The sequence below is a fragment of the Pseudomonas sp. JUb42 genome, assembly GCF_024807945.1.
Taxonomy (GTDB): domain Bacteria; phylum Pseudomonadota; class Gammaproteobacteria; order Pseudomonadales; family Pseudomonadaceae; genus Aquipseudomonas.
The window spans coordinates 62897-83762 of sequence record NZ_JANUFD010000011.1 but is presented as its reverse complement, the minus strand read 5'-3'; the positions used below and the strand labels follow the sequence as shown (position 1 = coordinate 83762).

Here is a 20866-nt window from a genome sequence, read left to right as displayed (position 1 = left end):
ACATCCCTGCCTGCCGGGCGTGTGAGCATGAGGGCTGGACAGATGCGTGTCGGGTTGAAGCATAGGGCCAGTATGTCGGCGCTGCGCTCGTTCGATCAAATGAAGTGACAAAGTTTCGAGGTGGCGTTGCGGGCGAGGCCCGCTTTGGCCGGGGATGGCGTTGCTCATGCGGGACCGTTGATGCCGGTCCCGCATATTCAGGATACGGTCAGGCAATCGTATCCAGATCGGTATGGCGGGTTTCTTTCAGACACAACACGGCGATCAGGCTGATCAGCGCGGCCACCGAGACGTAGCCGCCGACCCAGCTTAAACCACCCATTTCCACCAGTTGCTGGGCGAAGAACGGTGCCACCGAGGCGCCGACGATGCCGCCGATGTTGTAGGCCGCCGAGGCGCCGGTGTAGCGCACGCGGGTCGGGAACAATTCAGGCAGCAGGGCGCCCATCGGGGCGAAGGTCACGCCCATCAGGAACAGCTCGATGCTCAGGAACAGCGTCACCGCCCAAGTGGTGCCGTGGGTCAGCAGCGGCTCCATGAGGAAGCCGGAGAGAATCGCCAGCACACCACCGATGATCAGCACCGGTTTGCGCCCGAAGCGGTCGCTGGCCCAGGCCGACAACGGCGTGGCGGCGGCCATGAACAGGACGGCGAAGCAGAGCATGGCGAGGAAGGTCTCGCGGCTGTAGCCCAGGCTCTTGACCCCGTAGCTCAGGGAAAACACCGTCGAGATGTAGAACAGTGCGTAGCACACCACCATCGATGCCGCGCCCAGCAACATCGGCGCCCAGTATTGCGAGAACAGTTCGGCAATGGGCATTTTCAGGCGTTCGTGACGGGCGATGGCCTTGGCGAAAATCGGCGTTTCTTCCAGCTTCAGGCGAACATACAGGCCGATCACTACCAGTACGGCGCTGAGCAGGAACGGAATGCGCCAGCCCCAGCTGCGGAACTGCTCGTCCGTCAGGGTCATTGCCAGGGTCAGGAACAGACCGTTGGCCGCCAGGAAGCCGATGGACGGGCCCAGTTGCGGGAACATGCCGAACCAGGCGCGCTTGCCCTTGGGCGCGTTTTCCGTCGCCAGCAGTGCGGCACCGCCCCATTCACCGCCCAGCCCCAGGCCCTGGCCGAAGCGCAGCACACAGAGCAGGATCGGTGCCCATGAGCCAATCACCGCATAACCCGGCAACACGCCGATCAGTGTGGTGCAGATACCCATCAGCAGCAGCGAAGCCACCAGGGTCGATTTGCGGCCGATGCGGTCACCGAAGTGGCCGAACAGCGCCGAACCCAGCGGGCGAGCGAGGAAGGCGATACCGAAGGTAAGAAAAGCCGACAGCATCTGTGCGGTGCTGGAGGTCTGCGGGAAGAACACCGGCCCGATCACCAGCGCGGCGGCGGTGGCGTAGACGTAGAAATCGTAGAACTCGATGGCGGTGCCGATGAAACTGGCGGTGGCGACGCGAGCGGCGGAGTTGGCTGGAGCGGCCTGCTCGCTGTGCTCACCCAAGGCGGAGGTGGTGGTCATTCGGATATCCCTGACAGTCGTCTTGCCTGTCAGCGCTCGTCGAGAGACGGGTCACTGCGGCAATGGTTAATTATTCTGGTTACAGCGCGATCAGGTTGGCCCGGATGAGGGCCGAGGGCGTTGGTTCGCGCTCAGGGTGTGAGCGGACGCCAGGAAACGATTGGCTGGTGACTGGCCGGATCACGCTCAGTGCGGGTAGCACGCGGATCGGCGGGGCTGGGTAAGCTGTCGGCGATTATAGGAAGGGCGCAACGCTCAGAACAAGTGCCCAATGCCCGTCAATTGACGGGACGGACCATGGATTTCTGCCACATCATCACCCGCGTCACCCGATTGTCTTCGGTTTGCAGGATTTCCAGGCGATACGGGCCGATCTTCAGGCACACCGAACTGTCCGGGATGGTTTCCAGGGCTTCGGTAATCAGGCCGTTGAGGGTCTTGGGACCATCGGACGGCAGGTGCCAGCCCAGGCTCTTGTTCAACTCGCGGATCGACGCGGCGCCATCCACCACCAGGCGGCCATCGGCCTGCGGATGGATGTGCGGGTTGTCCAGGGAGTGCTCGCTCTCGAATTCGCCGACGATCTCTTCGAGGATGTCTTCCAGGCTGACTATGCCCTGCACTTCACCGTATTCATCCACCACCACGCCCAGGCGGCGCTGCTGTTTGTGGAAATTCAGCAGCTGCAATTGCAGCGGCGTGCTTTCCGGGACGAAATAGGGTTCGTAGCAGGCGGCCAGCAAGGTTTCCTTGGTCAGTTCGCGCTTGGGTAGCAGATGGCTGATCTGCCGGGTATTGAGCACGCCCTGCACCTGGTTGATGTCGTTGTGATAGACCGGCAGGCGCGTATGGCGGGAGATCATCAGGCGGTCGATGATCTGCTCGATGCTGTCGTCCAGGTTGATCCCGTCGACGTCGTTGCGCGGCACCAGGATGTCATTGACGGTGAAGCTGTCCAGGGCATGGATGCCGGACAGGACGTGGGCACGACCGGGGTGGTGGTCCATGACGCCATCGTGGTGGGACTTGGGTGTCGGCTCGTCTTCATCCTGCGGCGTGCCCGGAGCGGCCTCGCGCGGCAGGAACGGGCGCAACAGGCTGCGGGCGATGCAGTTGAACAGCCAGGTCAGCGGCCACAGCAGCTTCATTGGCAGACGCAATACGCCATTGCCGAGCAGGACGACGCCTGCCGGGTAGCGCGCAGCCAGACGACGCGGAATCAGTTCGACGAAGATCAGCAGCAAGGCGGTCGTACCGAGCCAGGCCACGGTGGCGCCGTGGTAGAACCACTGATTGAGCGCCAACAGCGTGAAGATCACGGTGATCAGCACTTTGATCAGGGTGTTGCCCAGGATCAGGCTGTTCAGCTCGAACGCCGGTTGTGGCAGTGCAGCTGCTGCGGGGCGGCTGGGGTTCTGCCGAAATTTGAGCCGATAGTGGGCGATCTCGACGGCAGTCAGCAGCCCCGACCAGAGTGTCAGCAGGGCCAGCACTCCCAGCAGTGGACCAATGGGCAGGTTATCCATAATCAACGCCCGTCAGATGTGCAGGATGAATTCGCGTACCAGCTTGCTGCCGAAATAGGCCAGCATCAGCAGGAGAAAGCCGCCCAGGGTCCAGCGAATGGCCTTGTGTCCGCGCCAGCCCAGGCGGGTACGGCCCCACAGAAGCACGCTGAACACGATCCAGGCCAGGCAGGCCAGCAGGGTTTTGTGCACCAGATGCTGGGCAAACAGGTTCTCGACGAACAACCAGCCGGAAATCAGCGACAGCGACAGCAGGATCCACCCTGCCCAGAGAAAGCCGAACAGCAGGCTTTCCATGGTCTGCAGTGGCGGGAAATTCTTGATCAGGCCGGCCGGGTGCTTGTGCTTGAGGCGATGATCCTGCACAAGCAACAGCAGGGCCTGGAACACCGCGATGGTGAACATGCCGTAGGCGAGGATCGACAGCAGGATATGGCTAAGGATGCCGGGCTCTTCGACGATGGTCTGTACGGTGCCGGTCGGCGCGAACTGGGAGAACAATACGGTGACGAAACCCAGGGGAAACAGCAGCACCAGCAGGTTTTCCACCGGGATGCGCAGGCAGGCGATCAGGGTCACCGCAATCACCGCCAGGGCGATCAGGCTCGAAGCGCTGAAAAAATCCAGACCCATACCGATCGGGCGCACCAGTTGGGTGAACAGGCCGATGGCGTGGGCAATGACCGCGAGCGTGCCGAGCAGGCCCAGCAGGCGTTTGTCGACCTTGATGGCCTGACGCAGGCGCATGCCCTGGTAAATAGTCGCAGCGGCATAAAGGATAGCGGCGGCGATGCTGGGGAGCAGACTGGGTGGTAGAGGGAACATAGATCCTGATGGACGGGCCCGAAAGGCGCTGAGTTTGGCATAGAACCGACGCTGCACGAAAGACCGATGGTGTCCGCCGCGCAGAGTCTTCGCTATAATCCGCGACCTGCTCAAACCGCAGGCTCGCCGAGCGCCATTTTTCACGGGCCGGGCCGCATCAACCGGGGTTCTTCGAGAACCTGAAAGGATCGCGCATGTTTGAAAATCTAACTGACCGTCTCTCGCAGACGCTGCGCCATGTCACCGGCAAGGCCAAGCTGACCGAAGACAACATCAAAGACACCCTGCGTGAAGTGCGGATGGCGCTGCTGGAGGCCGACGTCGCCTTGCCGGTGGTCAAGGACTTCGTCAACAAGGTCAAGGACCGGGCGGTGGGCACCGAGGTGTCGCGCAGCCTGACGCCGGGCCAGGCGTTCGTGAAGATCGTCCAGGCCGAGCTGGAAGAAATGATGGGGGTGGCCAACGAAGAGCTGACCCTCAACGTGACTCCGCCTGCCGTGATCCTGATGGCCGGTCTGCAGGGCGCGGGTAAAACCACGACTGCCGGCAAGCTGGCGCGCTTCCTTAAAGAGCGCAAGAAGAAAACCGTCATGGTGGTCTCGGCCGACGTTTACCGTCCGGCGGCGATCAAGCAACTGGAAACCCTGGCCAGCGACATCGGCGTGACCTTCTTCCCGTCCGATATCAGCCAGAAGCCGGTGGATATCGCCAACGCGGCTATTAAAGAAGCCAGACTCAAATTCATCGACGTGGTGATCCTCGACACCGCCGGTCGTCTGCACATCGACGCCGAGATGATGGGCGAGATCCAGGCCCTGCACGCCGCAGTCAAGCCGGCCGAGACGCTGTTCGTGGTCGACGCCATGACCGGCCAGGACGCCGCCAACACGGCCAAGGCCTTCGGTGACGCGCTGCCCCTGACCGGTGTGATCCTGACCAAGGTCGACGGTGACGCCCGTGGTGGTGCGGCGCTGTCGGTGCGAGCGATTACCGGCAAGCCGATCAAGTTCATCGGTATGGGCGAGAAGAGCGACGCTCTCGAGCCTTTCCACCCGGATCGTATCGCCTCGCGCATCCTTGGCATGGGCGACGTGCTCAGCCTTATTGAACAGGCCGAACAAGGCCTCGATAAAGAGAAAGCCGACAAGCTGGCGAAGAAGCTGAAGAAAGGCAAAGGCTTCGATCTCGAAGACTTCCGCGACCAGTTGCAACAAATGAAGAACATGGGCGGCCTCGGCGGCCTGATGGACAAGCTGCCGAACATGGGCGGTGTGAACCTGGCGCAGATGGGCAATGCCCAGGGCGCGGCCGAGAAGCAGTTCAAGCAGATGGAAGCCATCATCAACTCGATGACCCCGGCCGAGCGTCGTGACCCGGACCTGATCAGCGGTTCGCGCAAGCGTCGTATCGCCATGGGTTCCGGCACCCAGGTGCAGGACATCGGGCGTCTGATCAAGCAGCACAAGCAGATGCAGAAGATGATGAAGAAGTTCTCCGCCAAGGGCGGAATGGCCAAAATGATGCGCGGCCTGGGCGGAATGATGCCTGGCGGCGGCATGCCAAAAATGTAATTGAGCGGTGCGCAGACCCGTCTGCGTACCGTTCATCCGGGGAGCAATCCCCGGCAGGCCCGCTCTTGCGGGCTTTTATCTGCCGTTTTAATCGACGGCTCCATAGCAGATCTGGATGGCATGCCGATAGGCGCCGGAAAAAGTCATTTGCAAAAGTCTGGATATTCCTTAGAATATGCGGCCTTTCGGGCACCCATGCCCGCTGTGCATCTTAGATTTGCAGCACCGACTACAGGAACGATGTTCAATGCTAACTATTCGTCTTGCCCTGGGCGGCTCTAAAAAGCGCCCGTTCTACCACCTGACCGTAACCGACAGCCGCAATGCGCGTGACGGTTCGCACAAAGAGCAAATCGGTTTCTTCAACCCGGTTGCCCGTGGTCAGGAAATCCGTCTGTCCGTGAACCAAGAGCGTCTCAACTACTGGCTGAGCGTTGGTGCACAAACTTCCGAGCGCGTTGCACAGCTGCTCAAGGAAAACGCTAAGGCTGCGGCCTGAGCAATATGAACGCGACGCCAGCCTCTGCCGACGATTTGATCGTTATCGGCAAAATCTTCTCAATACATGGCGTTCGCGGCGAAGTGAAGGTGTATTCCTTTACCGATCCAATTGGAAACCTGTTGGACTACACGAACTGGACGCTTCGGCGCGAAGGGAGCGTAAAACAGGCAGAGCTGGTCAGCGGACGCTTGCAAGGCAAGTTCCTGGTCACAAAGCTCAAGGGTCTCGATGATCGTGAGGAAGCTCGTCTTCTGTCCGGTTATGAGATCTGCGTGCCGCGTAACCTGTTCCCTGATCTGACCGACGGCGAGTACTACTGGTACCAGCTCGTAGGTCTGAAGGTCATCGACCAACTCGGGCAACTGCTCGGGAAAATCGATCATCTTCTTGAAACCGGCTCGAATGATGTAATGGTGGTAAAGCCCTGCGCGGGCAGTCTGGATGATCGTGAACGCCTGTTGCCCTATACCGAGCAATGCGTGTTGGCCGTTGACCTGGGTGCTGGCGAGATGAAGGTGGAATGGGACGCGGACTTCTAGGCCATGGCTAGCCTGCGCATAGAAGTGATCAGTCTGTTTCCCGAGATGTTTTCTGCCATCAGTGAGTATGGGATTACCAGTCGTGCGGTGAAACAAGGGCTGTTGCAGCTGACTTGTTGGAACCCGCGGGACTACACAGCGGATCGACATCACACTGTGGACGATCGCCCGTTTGGCGGTGGTCCGGGCATGGTGATGAAGATCAAGCCCCTGGAGGATGCTCTGGTTCAGGCCAGGCAGGCGGCGGGGGAAGCGGCGAAGGTGATTTACCTGTCGCCACAAGGCCGCAAGCTGGATCAGTCTGCGGTACGCGAACTGGCGAAGGAAGAAGCACTTATCCTGATCGCAGGTCGCTATGAAGGCATTGACGAGCGTTTTATTGATGCTCATGTCGATGAAGAGTGGTCGATTGGTGACTACGTACTGTCTGGTGGCGAGCTGCCGGCAATGGTACTGATCGATGCGGTTACGCGACTGCTGCCTGGAGCTTTAGGGCATGTGGACTCCGCGGAGGAAGATTCCTTCACGGACGGTCTGCTGGATTGCCCGCATTACACCCGACCGGAGGTGTATGCGGATCAGCGTGTTCCCGACGTGTTGCTGAGTGGCAACCACGCACACATCCGGCGTTGGCGTTTACAGCAGTCCCTTGGAAGGACCTTTGAACGACGCGCCGATCTTCTGGAAAGCCGCTCGCTTTCTGGAGAAGAGAAGAAGCTGCTGGCGGAATACATCCGCGAGCGGGACGATAGTTAACGTATCGATGGTTGATCCAGACGGATTACCTTAGGAGCACAGCATGACTAACAAAATCATTCTTGCACTCGAAGCAGAGCAGATGACCAAAGAGATCCCTACCTTTGCCCCGGGCGACACTATTGTCGTTCAGGTGAAAGTGAAGGAAGGCGACCGCGCACGTCTGCAGGCGTTCGAAGGCGTAGTAATTGCCAAGCGTAACCGTGGCGTGAACAGTGCTTTCACTGTTCGTAAAATCTCCAACGGTGTTGGCGTAGAGCGTACTTTCCAGACCTACAGCCCGCAAATCGACAGCCTGGCTGTGAAACGTCGCGGTGACGTTCGCAAGGCCAAACTGTACTACCTGCGTGACCTGTCCGGTAAAGCAGCTCGCATCAAGGAAAAACTGGCTTAAGTCCAGCTTCCGATGCAAAAAAAGGCAGCCTGCGGGCTGCCTTTTTTGTTGTCCGCGAGAAGCTCGAAAACCTACCCGCCGGGGCGGACGGTGGGAGCGAATTCATTCGCGAAGAGGCCGATACAATCGATACATCTCTATCGCCTGGAGCCGAGCTTTCGCGAATGAATTCGCTCCCACATTTACTCCCCCTTCGATCATTCCTGTGCTTGCTGTTTTTATGACTGAATGCGGTATCCTCCCCGCTTTCCCTGCAAGCCCTCGAACCAACCATGCCCGCCATCGATCACCCTCTGATAGACCAATTCCTCGACGCGCTCTGGCTGGAAAAAGGCCTTTCGGACAACACTCGCGATTCCTATCGCAGCGACCTGGCGCTTTTCAATGGCTGGTTGCAGGAGCGGGGCATCGAGCTGGTCGGTGTCAGTCGCGATGCCATTCTCGATCATCTTGGCTGGCGTCTGGACAATGCCTACAAACCGCGCTCGACAGCGCGCTTTCTCTCTGGCGTACGTGGCTTTTATCGCTATCTGCTGCGGGAAAAACTGATCGCCATTGACCCAACCTTACAGGTCGACATGCCGCAACTGGGTCGGCCACTGCCCAAATCGCTGTCGGAAGCTGACGTGGAGGCCCTGTTGGCGGCGCCTGACCTGAGTGAAGCCATCGGCCAGCGCGACCGCGCCATGCTTGAGGTGCTGTATGCCTGCGGCCTGCGGGTCACTGAGTTGATCAGCCTGACCCTGGACCAGGTCAATCTGCGTCAGGGCGTGCTACGGGTCATGGGCAAGGGCAGCAAGGAGCGGCTGGTGCCCATGGGCGAGGAGGCGATTGTCTGGGTTGAGCGCTATCTGCGAGACGGTCGCGGCGAACTGCTCAACGGCCGCCCCAGCGATGTGCTGTTCCCCAGCCAGCGCGGCGAGCAGATGACCCGGCAGACCTTCTGGCACCGCATCAAACATCAGGCGAAAGTGGCGGGCATCAGTGCTGCCTTGTCACCCCACACCTTGCGTCATGCCTTTGCCACCCATCTGCTCAACCATGGCGCCGATTTGCGGGTGGTGCAGATGCTGCTGGGCCACAGCGATCTGTCGACCACGCAGATCTACACCCATGTGGCTCGGGCCAGATTGCAAGAGATGCATGCCAAACATCACCCGCGAGGGTAAACAGGCGTGCGCGCTGTCGGCCTCGCTTACCTTATGTGATAGGCTTTGCCGGTTTCGCAGATTGAGGCTGGCCATCCCTGTTTTCAGAGCCACCCCGCTGCCCACCGCTCGAGGATTTTTCATGCGCGTGACCCGGATTATCGCTGCCGCTGCCGTAGTGCTGACCAACAGCTTCAGTATGTTCGCCCAGGCGGATGCCGCCGCTGAGCAAGCCATCCGCAAGACCCTGGCGTCTCTTGAGTTGGAACTGCCCGTGGACAGCATCGCCAGCAGCCCGCTCAACGGCCTGTATGAGGTCAAGTTGCAAGGGGGGCGCGTACTCTATGCCAGCGCCGACGGCCAGTTCGTGATGCAGGGCAACCTCTATCAGATCCAGGGTGGCAAGCCGGTCAACCTGACCGAGAAGACCGAACGCCTGGCCATTTCGAAAACCATCAATGGCATCCCGACTGCCGAAATGGTGGTCTATCCGGCGATTGGCGAGACCAAATCCCATATCACTGTGTTTACTGATACGACCTGTCCGTACTGCCACAAGCTGCACGCCGAAGTGCCCGCGCTGAACAAGCTGGGTATCGAAGTGCGTTATGTGGCGTTCCCGCGCCAGGGCCTCGGCTCGCCGGGTGACGAGCAATTGCAGGCGGTCTGGTGCTCCAAGGATCGCAAGGACGCCATGAACCGCATGGTCGACGGCAAGAATATCGAAGCGCCCAAGTGCGCCAATCCAGTGACCAAGCAATTCGCCATGGGCCAGTCGATCGGCGTCAATGGCACGCCTGCCATTGTCCTGGCTGACGGTCAGCTGATTCCGGGTTATCAACCGGCACCGCAAGTCGCCAAGCTGGCCCTGGCCGCTAAATAAACCATTCAGAGAGCCGCATGTTTTTTGCGGCTGTTTTCCACGGTCGGTCCCAAGCCGGTCGTTTTACGGGGAGTTCATAGTGAAACCGGTCAAAGTAGGCATCTGTGGGCTGGGTACTGTCGGTGGCGGTACCTTCAACGTTCTTCAGCGCAACGCCGAGGAGATTGCCCGCCGTGCCGGGCGTGGAATCGAAGTGGCGCAAATTGCCGTTCGCACACCCAACCCCAATTGCCAGATTACCGGTACACCGACCACGACCGACGTGTTCGCGGTCGCCAGCAACCCCGAAATTGATATCGTCATCGAACTGATTGGCGGCTACACCGTGGCTCGCGAGCTGGTGCTCAAGGCCATTGAAAACGGCAAGCACGTGGTCACTGCCAACAAGGCGCTGATCGCCGTGCACGGCAACGAGATCTTCGCCAAGGCCCGCGAGAAGGGTGTGATCGTTGCGTTCGAAGCCGCAGTTGCCGGTGGTATCCCGGTGATCAAGGCCATCCGTGAAGGCCTGTCGGCCAACCGCATCAACTGGGTTGCCGGGATCATCAACGGCACCGGTAACTTCATCCTCACCGAGATGCGTGAGAAGGGTCGCACCTTCCCTGACGTGCTCGCTGAAGCCCAGGCTCTCGGTTACGCCGAAGCCGATCCGACTTTTGACGTCGAAGGCATCGATGCCGCGCACAAGCTGACCATCCTGGCATCGATCGCGTTCGGTATCCCGCTGCAATTCGACAAGGCCTACACCGAAGGCATCACCAAGTTGACCACTGCTGACGTCAACTATGCCGAAGCGCTGGGCTATCGCATCAAGCACCTGGGCGTGGCCCGTAGCACTGCTTCGGGTATCGAACTGCGGGTCCATCCGACCCTGATCCCGGCCGACCGCCTGATCGCCAACGTCAATGGCGTGATGAACGCCGTGATGGTCAACGGCGACGCCGCCGGTTCGACGCTGTTCTACGGTGCCGGTGCCGGCATGGAGCCAACGGCTTCCTCGGTTATCGCCGACCTGGTGGACGTGGTTCGTGCCATGACTTCCGACCCGGAGAATCGCGTGCCGCACCTGGCGTTCCAGCCGGACAGCCTGTCGGCCCATCCGATCCTGCCGATCGAAGCCTGCGAGAGCGCCTATTACTTGCGTATCCAGGGCAAGGATCATCCGGGCGTATTGGCCCAGGTGGCGAGCATCCTGTCGGAGCGCGGGATCAATATCGAATCGATCATGCAGAAAGAAGTCGAAGAACACGACGGCCTCGTACCCATGATCCTGCTGACGCATCGCGTGCTGGAACAGCATATGAACGAAGCCATCAAGGCGCTGGAAGCCTTGCAGGACGTCGTCGGGCCGGTGGTTCGTATTCGCGTCGAACATCTCAACTAACAGCAGCGGCAAGCTGTCAGCCTCAAGCTGCAAGCCAGGAGCGATCACGATTCGCTTTTAACTTGCAGCTTGAAACTTGAAGCTTGCAGCTAAACCAAAGGTTTTATCCCCATGCGCTACATCAGTACTCGCGGCCAGGCGCCAGCCCTGAATTTCGAAGACGTGTTGCTTGCTGGCCTGGCCAGTGACGGCGGTCTGTATGTTCCGGAGAACCTGCCACGTTTCACCCAGGAAGAAATTGCTTCCTGGGCCGGCCTGCCGTATCACGAGCTGGCTTTCCGGGTCATGCGCCCCTTCGTGACCGGTAGCATTCCCGATTCCGATTTCAAGAAGATTCTCGAAGAAACCTACGGCGTGTTCGCCCACAGCGCTGTTGCGCCGCTGCGTCAGCTCAATGGCAATGAATGGGTGCTGGAGCTGTTCCACGGCCCGACCCTGGCGTTCAAGGACTTCGCCCTGCAACTGCTGGGTCGCCTGCTGGATTACGTGCTGGCCAAGCGTGGCGAGCGCGTGGTGATCATTGGCGCCACGTCCGGTGATACCGGCTCGGCAGCCATTGAAGGTTGCCGCCGTTGCGACAACGTCGACATCTTCATCCTGCACCCGAACAACCGTGTTTCGGAAGTTCAGCGTCGGCAGATGACGACTATCTTCGGCGAAAACATCCATAACATTGCGGTAGAAGGCAACTTCGACGACTGCCAGGAAATGGTCAAGAACAGCTTCGCCGACCAGGGTTTCCTCAAGGGCACCCGTCTGGTCGCCGTCAACTCGATCAACTGGGCGCGGATCATGGCCCAGATCGTCTACTACTTCCACGCAGCCCTGCAGCTGGGCGGCCCGGCTCGCTCGGTGGCGTTTTCGGTGCCGACCGGCAACTTCGGCGATATCTTCGCCGGTTACCTGGCACGCAACATGGGCCTGCCGATCAGCCAGCTGATCGTTGCAACCAATCGCAACGACATCCTGCACCGCTTCATGAGCGGCAATCAGTACGTCAAGGAAACCCTGCACGCCACGCTGTCGCCGTCCATGGACATCATGGTCTCGTCGAACTTCGAGCGCCTTCTGTTCGACATGCATGGGCGCAACGGTGCGGCCATTGCTGGTCTGATGGACACCTTCAAGCAGGGTGGCGGTTTCAGCGTCGAAGACGACCGCTGGAACGAGACCCGCAAGCTGTTCGACTCCCTGGCTGTCAGCGACGAGCAGACCTGCGAAACCATCGCCGAAGTCTTTGCCGCTACCGGTGAAGTGCTTGATCCGCACACCGCCATCGGCGTCAAGGCCGCGCGCGCCTGCCGCCGCAGCCTGGACACTCCGATGGTGGTGTTGGGGACGGCGCATCCGGTCAAATTCCCCGAGGCAGTGGAGAAGGCGGGTGTAGGAAAAGCGCTTGAGCTGCCTGCACATTTGTCTGATTTGTTCGAGCGCGAAGAACGTTGCACCGTTCTGCCAAATGACCTGAAAGCCATACAGGCCTTCGTCAGTCAGCATGGTAATCGTGGCAAGCCGCTCTAACGGTATCGTTGTGTAACAACTTAGGGCCCGCCACTTGGCGGGCCTTCTGCTTTCTGCGTGCCACACTTTGCGGGTTCAAGAACTCATACGGATTGTCTGTGGCTGTGAAACAAACCTACCAGCGAGCCTCCTTCAGGCTTGTGTATGGCGCCTTTACTCCTGTCTTGTTTTTATGTTTGCTGCTGATAGCCGGACAATCGGCAATGGCCGCCGAGAGTCTGCCGTTCGGCCTGCCGCCGCCGTTTGTCACGGTCGCGCCATTGGTCCTCGATGATGCCGACCGGCAGTGGCTTGCCCGGCGCGAGAAACTGCGGGTCGGCATCGCCATTGCCGATTACGAGCCTATCGATATCACCAGTGATCAGAATCGCTATCAAGGCATCAGCGCCGACTACCTGAGCCTGATCAGTAGCCGGTTGGGCATCCCTGTCACGGTCGTCGGTTTCGCCCAGCGTGATGACGCCATCGGTGATTTGCACGATGGCCGCATCGATATTCTTACCAGCGCCAACGGCTTCGAGCGCGGCGTAGACAAGCTGGGCTTTTCGGCGGAGTACATGCCCGACCGGTCTGTGGTGGTCGGACGTGGCAGCGACACCCGGATAATGCCTGGGCTGCAGGGCAACCGAGTGGTGGTGCTCGACGGTTATGCCGATGCCAGGGCACTGCGCAAGGCTTACCCGGACAGTGAAATCGTCCTGGCGCCGAATTTGTTCAGTGCGCTGGAGGCAGTTGGCCAGGGCGAGGTCGATGCCTTCGTTGGCAATGAAGTCATCGCGCGCGCATACCTGGCCTTGCGGCCCTATCTGGATCTGCAGATCAAATTCGAAAGTGCGCTGCCGGCCGTGGGATTCGCCTTCGCTACGCGCCAGAATGATCAACGCCTGCTACGTCTTATCGACACCGCTCTGGGAAGTATCGAGCCTTCTGTGAGCCGGGAAATCCTCGGCCGCTGGACCCTCGGCCTGGGTTCTGACGTAACCAGCCAGCGCATCACCTTCAGCCGCGCCGAGCAACACTGGATTACCCGGCACCCGGTAGTCAGCGTTGTTGCCGCTCAGCATCCGCCTTACATCTATCGGGACAAGAACGGTCAGTGGATCGGCTTGAATATCGAGGTGTTGGCGCGGGTTTCGCGTCTGACCGGTCTGCAATTCGTGTTCAAGGAAAGCCCTTCGACCCAGGCCACGCTCAAGATGTTGCGGGCCGGCGAGGCCGACATGAATACCACCCTTGCGGAAAACGTCGAGCGCAAACGTTTTCTTAATTTCACCTATTCGTTCGGTGGCAACAGTTGGGTGTTTGTCGTCAGGGACGATGCACCGTCGCCCGACACCCTGCGTGAGCTCAATGGTCACGTCCTCGCGTTGCCCGCCCGGCATGCCCTGGAGGAGTTGATCCAGCGCGAATATCCGGGTATCCGCCTGTTGTCCGTCGCCACCTACGACGATGCCCGCCGGATGGTCAGCGAAGGCAAGGCGCAGGTGACGATCCAGAATGAGGCCGGTGCCCACCTGTTTCCGCCAGGCAAACTCAGGGTTGGCCGCCAGGTCGAGGGGCTGTGGTCGCCGGATCGCTTCTCCGTGGTGAAATCCCAGCCAGAGCTGCTCAGCATCCTCAACAAGGCGCTGGAAGAGTTTCCCGTGGCCGAGATGCGGGCGATTCGCGTGAAGTGGCTCAGCGGTGCGCTGATTCCCGCACCGTCGTTATGGCAGCGAGTCCCCCAGTGGGTTCACTGGACAGTCGTGCTGGCACTGCTGCTGGGTCTGGTGTCGCTGCTCTGGAGCAGTCGCCTGAAGGTACAGATTCGGCAGCGGCGCAAGGCGCAAGAGCAGCTCAATGATCAACTGGCGTTCAAGCACGCGCTGCTCGACGGCATTCCTATCCCCATCTACGTCCGTGACCTGCAGGGGCGTCTGCTGTCGTGCAATCGCAGTTATGAGGAGAGCTTTGGCCTGAGCTTCGAGCAAATGAGTGGTCGACGCCTGATCGATATCAATCTTATCCCCCGCGAGAGCGCCGAGCTGCTGCATACAGATCACATGACCCTGTTGCGCACTCAGCCACCGGCTCCGGTGTTTGCTGATCGCCGCCTCAGGCTGTCGGATCGGCAGGTTGATGTCTGGCAATGGACGGTGCCGTTCTTCCGCGCCGATGGGCAGTTACAGGGCCTGCTGGGCGGCTGGATCGACATCACCGAACGCAAACGCCTGCAGGCGCAACTCGAGGAAGCGCGCGCCCGGGCGGATCAGGCCAGCGAGGCCAAGAGCGCTTTCCTGGCGAGCATGAGTCACGAGATTCGCACGCCGATGAACGCCATCATCGGTCTGCTGGAGCTGGAGAGTGAGCAGGCGCTGCAACGAGGTGAAACCCTCGGCGAAGGTCTGGACGTGGCTTATCGCTCGGCGAGGGAACTGATTGAGCTGATCGGCGACAGCCTCGACCTGGCCAAGATCGAATCAGGCAGCATGCAACTGGCGCCCGTCGTCACGTCCTTGCGGCCGTTGCTGGACAACATTCGCCAGTTGTTCGACGGTCGCGCCCGGCAGGCGGGGCTCGACTTGCAACTGCTGTTCGCTGCCGAGGCCGAAGGCGATTACTGGCTGGACCCGTTGCGCCTGCGCCAGGTTCTGCACAATCTGCTTGGCAATGCCTTGAAATTCACTGTTCGGGGTTCGGTGACGATTCGCGTCGAGGCCCTTGAGTCCGGCCCTGACGAGGCCCTTCTGCGGATCACTGTCGAGGACACAGGAGCAGGTATTGCGACGCAGCAACTCCCGAATCTGTTCAAGCCGTTCATTCAGGGCAGCGGCAAGACGGCGGCGGACTTTGGGGGCAGCGGTCTGGGCCTGAGCATCTGTAAGCAACTGGTCGAGCTGATGAAAGGGCAGATTACCCTGAGCAGTGTCGAAGGTCGGGGTACTCGGGTCAGTCTCGAATTGCCATTGGCGCGCAGTATGACGCCGCCCATTTGTGCTGAGCCTGTGCAAGCGCCGATAACCACTGCCGAGCGGCGTTTGCGCCTTTTGGTGGTGGACGATCTGTCGGCCAGTCGTCTGGTCCTGGCCCGGCAACTGGAGTTTCTCGGCCACGACGTTGTGTGCGCCGAACACGGCGATGCGGCTTTGCAGCATTGGTGCGACGGCAGCTTCGACGGGGTTATTACCGATTGCAATATGCCGGGCATGAGCGGCTATGTTCTGGCCGAAGCCCTGCGTCGCCTGGAACGTCAGGAGCAACGCCGCCCAGGCGTGATCATTGGTTGTACCGCCAATGCGACCCTTGAGGAAAAGCCGCGCTGCGTCCAGGCGGGTATGGACGATCTGCTGGTCAAACCGGTGTCGCTGACGCAGTTGTCGAGCTTGCTGGCTCAGCGATTCAAGGAGTCGAGCTTCGATCCAGGGACACTGCGGCGCATGACTCAGGCCAATGAAGAGCAGATGCAGCGTCTGTTGAATGAGCTGGACAAAAACCTGCTCGAAGAACGGGACGTCATACGCGCGGCGGTGGAACGGCAGGACCTGCGCATGCTGGAGGCTTCGCTGCACCGTCTCAACGGCGCGGCCTGTCTGATCAATGCGGCACCCCTGGCCAGAGCCTGTGCGCAGTTGAATGGCCGGCTCCGCTCGCAGGGGCCGCATGATCTCGGGGCTCACTGGCCGGAGCTGGAGCTGTCGATTGATCGGCTGCGGGCCGATATCGCACAGCAGTTGGCCGTTTGCGCACTTTAAGACTCGTCCTATGTGGCGGGCCCGACGGTACCGCTAGAGTGCAGGTTTGCTGATGTTGGGAGCCCAGTGATGCACGCGCTCAAGGTTTTGATTCTCGAAGACAACCCTTTCCAGCTGATGGCCCTGCATCAGATGCTCAATGCCAACCAGATTTTCGATGTGCGGGTGGCGTCCAGCGTCGCCGATGCCTGCCGGGCTCTGGAGAGGGGGGGCGGGGTTGATATCGCAATATGCGATTTACAGATGGAAGGCCCCGATGGCATCGCGTTCATCGCCTATCTGGCGCAAAGCCAGGCAGCTCGCGCGCTGATTCTGGTCAGCGGTGTTGAGCGCGGTGTGTTGGACGCCGTTGCGCACCTGGCGCGCAAGCAGGGCATCGAGGTGCTGGGCTGCGTGCCCAAGCCTGCATCGGCCATGGTCCTGGCTGGACTGCTGCAACGCTTTGACGAACGGCCACCTTCTTGCTCCGTAACCCGGCTGCCGTCGCTGCGCCGATCCTTCAGTTACGCGAGCCTGTGCGGTGACATGGACCCGCAGGCCATCGCCGGGCAATGGATTGCCCACTTTCAACCCAAGGTCAGCCTCAAGGGCCAACTGCTCGGCGTCGAGGCCCTGGCACGCTGGCAGCACCCGCGCCATGGGTTGTTGACCCCGGGCACTTTCATGGCGGCCATTGAGCAAGCGGGCCAACTGGAGGCACTGACCTGGCGGATCATGGAGCATGCTCTGCGCCTGTCCTCCGAGCATTTGCGGGTACAAGGTGAGCCGCTGCCAGTGGCGGTCAATATCGCTCCGGTATTACTCGAGAGGGCTGATTTCGCCAGTCGGGTCTCAGGCCTGCTCAGACGTTTTGCCTTGCCCGCGCAGGTGCTGACCCTGGAGATCGTCGAGTGGGGCGGCGATGAGCCGGTCGCCTGGCAACTCGAAGGGCTGCTGCGTCTGCGCATGAAGGGCTGCAAGTTGTCCATCGATGACTTCGGCACTGGTGCTTCGAACATCCAGCGTCTGCTGCAACTGCCTTTTTCCGAGCTGAAGATTCCCGCCGAATTCGTTCGTGGCATGGCTGACGACGAGCGCAAGTGCGCTGCGGTGAGCGGCGCCATGCTCATCGCCCGGCGCATGGCCCTGGATGTGGTGGTGGAGGGGGTGGAGACTCTCGATGACTTTCACTCCCTGCTGTGCCTGGGAGATTCGGCAGTGCAGGGTTACTTCATCGCCCGCCCGATGGGCACGACGGACCTTTTCGTCTGGATCGCGGATCGAGCTCAACGCAGCATGACGCCCCTTCAGGACAGCCCGTTTTCCTGCAAGTAGAGAAACAGCGCGGCATCGTTGACCAACCCCAGTTTGCGCATGGCGCTGATCTTCTGTGCGCTGACGGTCTGCTTGCTGCGGTTCAGGCGGGTAGCGATGCCAATGACGGAATTGCCGCTGGCCAGCATGCGCATCACTTCCAGCTCGCGGGGCGATAACTTGTGTACCGGCGTGCTCTCGTCCGTCCCGTAATCCCCGGCCTCAAGTAACGTACGACGAACGGAGTCAGCCATGTAAGTGGACTGCCGTCGTACCTTGCTGATGGCCTCCGGCAGTTCACTGGCTACGCTGGCTTTGCTGAGCAGGCCCTGAATGCCCAGTGCCAGTATGGTGCGAAACAGCGCGGCGTTGTTCAGGGTCGTGACCACCACAATGGGCAGTTCGGGAAAGTCCCGGCGAATACGTTGCAGCAGGCGCAGGCCGTCATTCTGCTGCTCGGTCGGCATCATGAAGTCGGTGACCAGCACGTCGCAGGTCTGACGCTGCAGCAGTTGCAGCAGTTCGTCGGGGCTGCCGGCCTGGCCTACCACCTGGGCGAGATGGTCCTGTTCCAGCACGACCCGCAGCCCGATCAGGAAAATCGGATGATCGTCCGCCAGGATGATGCGCAAGGTTCGATCAATAAGAGCACTCACGGTATGGCTCCATGGCAAGGTGGTCGAGGACGTCCCTGACCGGATTGATGGCTGCTATTGCACATGAACCCGCGACCTGTGATTGCCTGCATGTGATGGACGAGCTGTAAGGCATGGAGATAATTATTCGCGATTTTTCCTACAGTTTCGCGTTGGCCCGTTTATCTGGCCCATTGCCCTATACACACTGGCAAGGCCCGCCCGCCGTGGACCGGCAGTCAGTTTTCTCTCTGTCACAATCCGCTGGCATGCTCGAAGCTTCGGGTAGCCGCAACTCACCCGCACATGGTGCCGACGAACTTTCTGCATTGGCCGAAGGTCATTGATAAGCACCTTTGCATTCAAACTGTTGAGTGGTGATCCAGATGGAAAATATCAGCTTGTTGCTAAGCGAAGCGCTGACCCCGTACCACGCCAGCCTGGGCGCTGCCGGTTCTCGGGGCGAGTGTCTGGTTACCCTGAAAGATGCCGCCGGCACGGTTGTGCTCGAGCGCGTCGTCTCGGCCGAGCAGTTGCGTGACAAGCGTCTGCTGACGGATGTCGTGGACGGGTTTCACCGGGACCTGCTGATCGCCGAAGGACGTCTTGAGCCAAGCATGATTGCTGCCCTGCGCCACGTCGCATCAAGCCGTGCGTTCACTGCTTCGGCAGGTTTTGTTTAACTCGCGGGAACCTTATGTTTGTGCGGTACTCCTATGAAGTACGGCAGGTTCAAACATTGTGCTCCGGTGATTGTGGCCTGTCGTTCGGGTCCGAATGGACCGCGGTTTACCCCGAGTAGTCTCCCCGCTGCTCGGGGTTTCTTTTGTCCGGAATCTCGTTCGGATACACAGGGTTGTGTCTCCCTCTACAAGCGCCGCGATCCCTCACTGCTTGTCATAGAAATGCCGGGCATCTTCCAGATAATCCTTGCGCGTCTTGCCATCGAGCCATTGCGAGTACAACTCCACCAGCCGGGTCTGGCGCAGCGAGCGCATTTCCCGATTGATGATTTCGATTGCCTGGCGGCCCTCTGGCGTATTCGAGCAGCCGAAATGGGTGAACTGGTACTTGGGAGCGTCCTTTATCGGCAGGAAATGCAACTCTTCGGGGTCAATGCCTTGCTGTTGTGCCAGGTAGCGGGCTTCCGGCCAAAAGCTGATCAGCGCCTGCAGCCGGCCCATACGTTCCATTTGCAGCAGACTACCGATGGCATTGTTACCGTAATGGACGTTGATTTCGCTGGGTGCGACGCCCTTCAAAATCTGATCGATGACCGCGCCATAGCTGCGCTCGGCGACAACCCCCAGTTTTACTGTCTTGCTGGCGAGAAGGGCGCTGAGATCGACATGGCCTTCCTGGATGAACGGTTTGAATATGGCCACGTCATCGTTACGCACGATCAGGCCATTGCTGAGCACGGCATAAGTCGGGATTGAAAAGGCAATGGTCTTCGCCCGTTCGGCGGTCCAGATCAGGGTCGGGTCGCAGGTCAGGGACGTCTCTTGCAGCATTTGCATGCCACGGGCGCGATTGACCCGCATCGTCACATGGTCATATTCGGGCATTTGTGCGATCAGCAACGGCATCAATTGATCAATGACCCCCTTGCCCTCAAGAGGCCCGGCGAAGATCGTCGACGGTGGCAGGTCACGCAGCAGCCAGGTCAGGGTGTCCTTGGCCTGGCTCGGGCCGGCGATGCTGGACAGGGCCAGTCCCAATAGCAATGAACTCATGCATGAGCGCGCAATTCTTGAGGCGTGTCCGACCATTCGCTGATGTCATCCCCGAAAAATGTTGCATGCAGGAAGGGCAAGCGCCCGGCAAAAAGCCCCCGTTACTACCCGGATAGTCCGGATAGAGAGTCTAGGGGGTAAAAACGGATGAGTCTTTTGAGACTTTGGTCGGTAATTAAAGGGCATGCGGCCATCTTCGCGCCAGTGGATTTTTTACCGAAAGCCCTTAAGGGCGGGCGATTGCCGCCATCAAGGGGGTATATGCCAGCAGTCAACCCTGTGCTTTTATCGTTCGCCGCCTCGGCATCGGTTAGACTTGCCGCCTTTCTCCGCTTCCAGAAGTCCGTTCATGGCCCAGCCGTCCACGACCTACAAATTCGAATTGAACCTCACCGACCTCGACCGCGGGGTTTACGAGAGCGTCAAGCAGACCATCGCCCGCCACCCCTCGGAAACCGAAGAGCGCATGACCGTGCGCCTGCTGGCTTACGCCTTCTGGTACAACGAGCAGTTGTCCTTTGGCCGTGGCCTGTCGGAAGTCGACGAGCCGGCGCTGTGGGAAAAAAGCCTGGATGATCGCGTTCTGCACTGGATCGAAGTCGGCCAGCCGGACGCCGATCGCCTGACCTGGTGCTCGCGTCGTACCGAACGTACCAGCCTGCTGGCCTACGGTAGCCTGCGTGTCTGGGAAGGCAAGGTGATTCCTGCGATCAAGACCCTGAAAAACGTCAATATTGCCGCCGTGCCCCAGGAAATCCTGGAAACCCTGGCCAAGGACATGCCTCGGGTCATCAAGTGGGATGTGATGATCAGTGAAGGCACCATTTTCGTCACCGACGATCGCGGCCAGCACGAAGTGCAGTTGCAATGGCTTGCGGGCGAGCGCGGCTGATC

At 60.0% G+C, this 20866-nt stretch carries 18 protein-coding genes; 13 read left to right on the top strand and 5 right to left on the bottom strand.

All coding sequences use genetic code 11. The features are described 5' to 3' along the window. Positions 1-208 precede the first annotated feature (208 nt). The 3 genes from M2401_RS21450 to M2401_RS21440 all read right to left on the bottom strand — a co-directional run bounded on the left by M2401_RS21450 (position 209) and on the right by M2401_RS21440 (position 3879). Entirely contained in the window at positions 209-1528 is a 1320-nt protein-coding gene (locus M2401_RS21450; protein WP_259105844.1) for an MFS transporter, read from the bottom strand. Between the two features lie 278 nt (positions 1529-1806). Continuing rightward, entirely contained in the window at positions 1807-3054 is a 1248-nt protein-coding gene (locus M2401_RS21445; RefSeq protein WP_259105843.1) for an HlyC/CorC family transporter, read from the bottom strand. Between the two features lie 12 nt (positions 3055-3066). After that, a complete protein-coding gene (locus tag M2401_RS21440) occupies positions 3067-3879 on the bottom strand; it encodes an inner membrane protein YpjD (RefSeq protein WP_259105842.1) in 813 nt (270 codons plus the stop codon). Positions 3880-4073: 194 nt separating this feature from the next. Here M2401_RS21440 and ffh point away from each other — a divergent pair, with 194 nt between their 5' ends. The 11 genes from ffh (at position 4074) to M2401_RS21385 (ending at position 17622) form a co-directional block, all read left to right on the top strand. Then, entirely contained in the window at positions 4074-5450 is a 1377-nt protein-coding gene (gene ffh, locus M2401_RS21435; protein WP_259105841.1) for a signal recognition particle protein, read from the top strand. A 247-nt stretch (positions 5451-5697) separates the two neighbouring features. Further along, the gene (gene rpsP, locus M2401_RS21430) at positions 5698-5949 is read left to right on the top strand and encodes a 30S ribosomal protein S16 (protein WP_259105840.1); all 252 of its coding nucleotides are present in this window, start codon (positions 5698-5700) and stop codon (positions 5947-5949) included. A 5-nt stretch (positions 5950-5954) separates the two neighbouring features. Beyond that, positions 5955-6491 carry a ribosome maturation factor RimM gene (gene rimM / locus M2401_RS21425; RefSeq protein ID WP_259105839.1) on the top strand — a complete coding sequence of 179 codons (537 nt, stop codon included), beginning with the start codon at positions 5955-5957 and terminating at the stop codon, positions 6489-6491. 3 nt (positions 6492-6494) lie between these two features. Beyond that, a complete protein-coding gene (trmD, locus tag M2401_RS21420) occupies positions 6495-7247 on the top strand; it encodes a tRNA (guanosine(37)-N1)-methyltransferase TrmD (protein ID WP_259105838.1) in 753 nt (250 codons plus the stop codon). A 43-nt stretch (positions 7248-7290) separates the two neighbouring features. Further along, positions 7291-7641 (top strand): 50S ribosomal protein L19, encoded by a 351-nt coding sequence (gene rplS, locus M2401_RS21415; RefSeq protein ID WP_259105837.1) that lies wholly within the window; start codon positions 7291-7293, stop codon positions 7639-7641. Between the two features lie 272 nt (positions 7642-7913). Continuing rightward, positions 7914-8810, top strand: a complete 897-nt coding sequence (gene xerD, locus M2401_RS21410) for a site-specific tyrosine recombinase XerD (protein WP_259105836.1) — start codon at positions 7914-7916, stop codon at positions 8808-8810. A gap of 121 nt (positions 8811-8931) precedes the next feature. Then, a complete protein-coding gene (gene dsbC / locus M2401_RS21405) occupies positions 8932-9672 on the top strand; it encodes a bifunctional protein-disulfide isomerase/oxidoreductase DsbC (protein ID WP_259105835.1) in 741 nt (246 codons plus the stop codon). 79 nt (positions 9673-9751) lie between these two features. Next, the gene (locus tag M2401_RS21400; RefSeq protein ID WP_259105834.1) at positions 9752-11056 is read left to right on the top strand and encodes a homoserine dehydrogenase; all 1305 of its coding nucleotides are present in this window, start codon (positions 9752-9754) and stop codon (positions 11054-11056) included. Positions 11057-11167: 111 nt separating this feature from the next. Beyond that, positions 11168-12577: a threonine synthase gene (gene thrC, locus M2401_RS21395; RefSeq protein ID WP_259105833.1), complete on the top strand. Its 1410-nt coding sequence runs from the start codon at positions 11168-11170 to the stop codon at positions 12575-12577. A 203-nt stretch (positions 12578-12780) separates the two neighbouring features. Then, positions 12781-16308, top strand: a complete 3528-nt coding sequence (locus M2401_RS21390) for an ATP-binding protein (RefSeq protein WP_259105832.1) — start codon at positions 12781-12783, stop codon at positions 16306-16308. Between the two features lie 69 nt (positions 16309-16377). After that, a complete protein-coding gene (locus M2401_RS21385; RefSeq protein WP_259105831.1) occupies positions 16378-17622 on the top strand; it encodes an EAL domain-containing protein in 1245 nt (414 codons plus the stop codon). On the opposite strand, the gene M2401_RS21380 is transcribed toward M2401_RS21385, so the two are convergent. After that, positions 17595-18257: a response regulator transcription factor gene (locus M2401_RS21380; protein WP_259105830.1), complete on the bottom strand. Its 663-nt coding sequence runs from the start codon at positions 18255-18257 to the stop codon at positions 17595-17597. The genes M2401_RS21385 and M2401_RS21380 overlap by 28 nt on opposite strands. 365 nt (positions 18258-18622) lie before the next feature. On the opposite strand from M2401_RS21380, the gene M2401_RS21375 reads away from it, so the two are divergent. Continuing rightward, entirely contained in the window at positions 18623-18919 is a 297-nt protein-coding gene (locus M2401_RS21375) for a DUF3509 domain-containing protein (protein WP_259105829.1), read from the top strand. Positions 18920-19123: 204 nt separating this feature from the next. Here M2401_RS21375 and M2401_RS21370 read toward each other — a convergent pair whose 3' ends face one another. Then, on the bottom strand, positions 19124-19972 hold the full coding sequence (locus M2401_RS21370) for a TIGR02285 family protein (RefSeq protein WP_259105828.1): 849 nt from the start codon (positions 19970-19972) through the stop codon (positions 19124-19126). 349 nt (positions 19973-20321) lie between these two features. On the opposite strand from M2401_RS21370, the gene M2401_RS21365 reads away from it, so the two are divergent. Then, the gene (locus M2401_RS21365) at positions 20322-20864 is read left to right on the top strand and encodes a YaeQ family protein (protein ID WP_259105827.1); all 543 of its coding nucleotides are present in this window, start codon (positions 20322-20324) and stop codon (positions 20862-20864) included. Positions 20865-20866: the final 2 nt, after the last annotated feature.